The organism is Oryzihumus sp. (assembly GCF_036391795.1).
Lineage (GTDB): Bacteria > Actinomycetota > Actinomycetes > Actinomycetales > Dermatophilaceae > Oryzihumus.
The window spans coordinates 1-1,814 of the sequence record NZ_DASVZH010000071.1; the positions used below are offsets into that span (position 1 = coordinate 1).

Sequence of the window (1,814 nt, forward strand, 5' to 3'; positions counted from 1 at the left end):
TCTCCGTTCTCGCAGAACAAGCAGAACGAGCCCGGCGTCGCGGTCGACCAGGCCCACCCGCAGTACGCCGCCGCGGGGTCCAATGACGAGATCGACCTCGAGGCGTGTAACGCCGGGAACCCTTCGACCTGCCCCTTCACCCATGGCGTCGGCGTGTCCGGGATCTACCTGTCAGACAACGGTGGCTCGACGTTCACGCAGCCCACCTACCAGGGCTACACGGCCCGCGACTGCCTCGGTCCGGCGCCGTGCCAGCCCCACCAGGGGCCGATCGGGACGCTGCCCGGCTACTACGAGCAGGGCTTGGCGTCGGATGGCGATCCGCAGCTCGCGTTCGGCCCGCAGCCGGACGGGCACGGCGGCTTCACCTACGACAACGGGTCGCGGTTGTACTACGCCAACCTGGCGTCGAACTTTGCCACCCAGCGCACCGAGCAGGCCTTCCAGGGGTTCGAGGCGATCGCCGTCTCGCGCCTGGACACGCAGAACTGGGATGCCGCCCTGAGCGGCGACAACACAGCCTGGAAAGCGCCCGTCCTGGTCTCCAAGCAGAACGCGGTCCTGTTCTCCGACAAGGAGGCGGTTTGGGCCGATAACGCCCAATCGAGCCCCTATTTCGGCCATGCCTACGTTTGCAACACCTCGTTCCGCGGCCAGGAGAAGGGCGGTGGTGCCCCTGAGCCCATCCTCTTCTATCGCTCCACGGACGGCGGTTCGACGTTCTCAGGTCCCGTCCAGCTGACCTCGGCGACCGGCAACGTGCAGAACCCCGGCCGTCAGAGCTGCACGATCCGGACCGACAGCCGCGGGACGATCTACGTCTATTACGAGGGGTTTGATCAAGCGACGGGGCAGAGCGCGATCATGCAGGTGCGCTCGTTCAACGGTGGCCGGACGTTCGAGCGGCCGCACATCGTTTCCGACCTGACCGAATGCGGGCTGCCGGACCCGGCCACAGGTCGGCTCAGCTTCGACGGCGTCGCCGGCGCCCGGACGGACAGCTTCCCGAGCATCGACATCGCCAACGGCGCCCCCAGTGGCAGCGGGGCGTCGGACGAGATCGTGCTCACCTACTGCAACGGACCCACCCCGTCAGACACCCAGCCCGGCCCCAATGAGCGGGCGGAGTTCCGGTACTCCACCGATCATGGCCGGTCGTTCTCGGCGCCGACCAGCCTGTCTCCGAGCTCGGACCGGCCGGACTTCCCGGCGGTGGCGATCTCGCCCAACGGGTCCGACGTGTACGCCACGTACACGAACTTCCTGCAGCCGTGGCAGGGCTCAACGCTGCTCGCGCCCAGGCTGGCCCAGGGCGTCGTGGTCCATGCCAGCGTCAAGCCAGGAGGTGCCGTAGCTGCCTTCGGTGATCTCTATCGCGGTCCCAGCGGTGACGCCCGCGGCTCCAGCCAGAACGGCCTGACGGCGGGCTTCCTCGGTGACTACAACTACGTGGTCGCCACGCCGACGGCGGCCATCGCCACCTGGAACGACTTGCGCAACGCCGCCGACTGCCCGGCGATCGATACCTACCGGCAGAACCTGATCGACGGCACCTCCCCCAATCCGAGGCCGGCACCGAACAGCGTCTGCCCGGCCACGTTCGGGAACTCCGACATCTACGGCGGAGTGTTCCTGCCCTAGCCGCGCGCGGGAACCCCAGCCGATGCCGTGCCGCTACCAGTGCACGCCGCGGGTGGCCTGGGCGAAGGCGCGCTGCTCGGCCTGGGTGCGCCGGTCCAGGTGGTCCTGGTTCTCGCCGCCCTCGGGGAACAGCTGGTAGGCGCGGTTGACGATCAGGTCCTGGGCGCCGGGAG

Annotated in this window: 1 protein-coding gene; it reads left to right on the forward strand. The window is 68.6% G+C overall.

All coding sequences use genetic code 11. The annotated features are described in order from the left end of the window. A partial coding sequence (locus VF825_RS03950) for a sialidase family protein (RefSeq protein ID WP_331110370.1) occupies window positions 1–1,641 on the forward strand: 1,641 nt, incomplete at its 5' end. Between the last annotated feature and the right edge of the window lie 173 nt (window positions 1,642–1,814).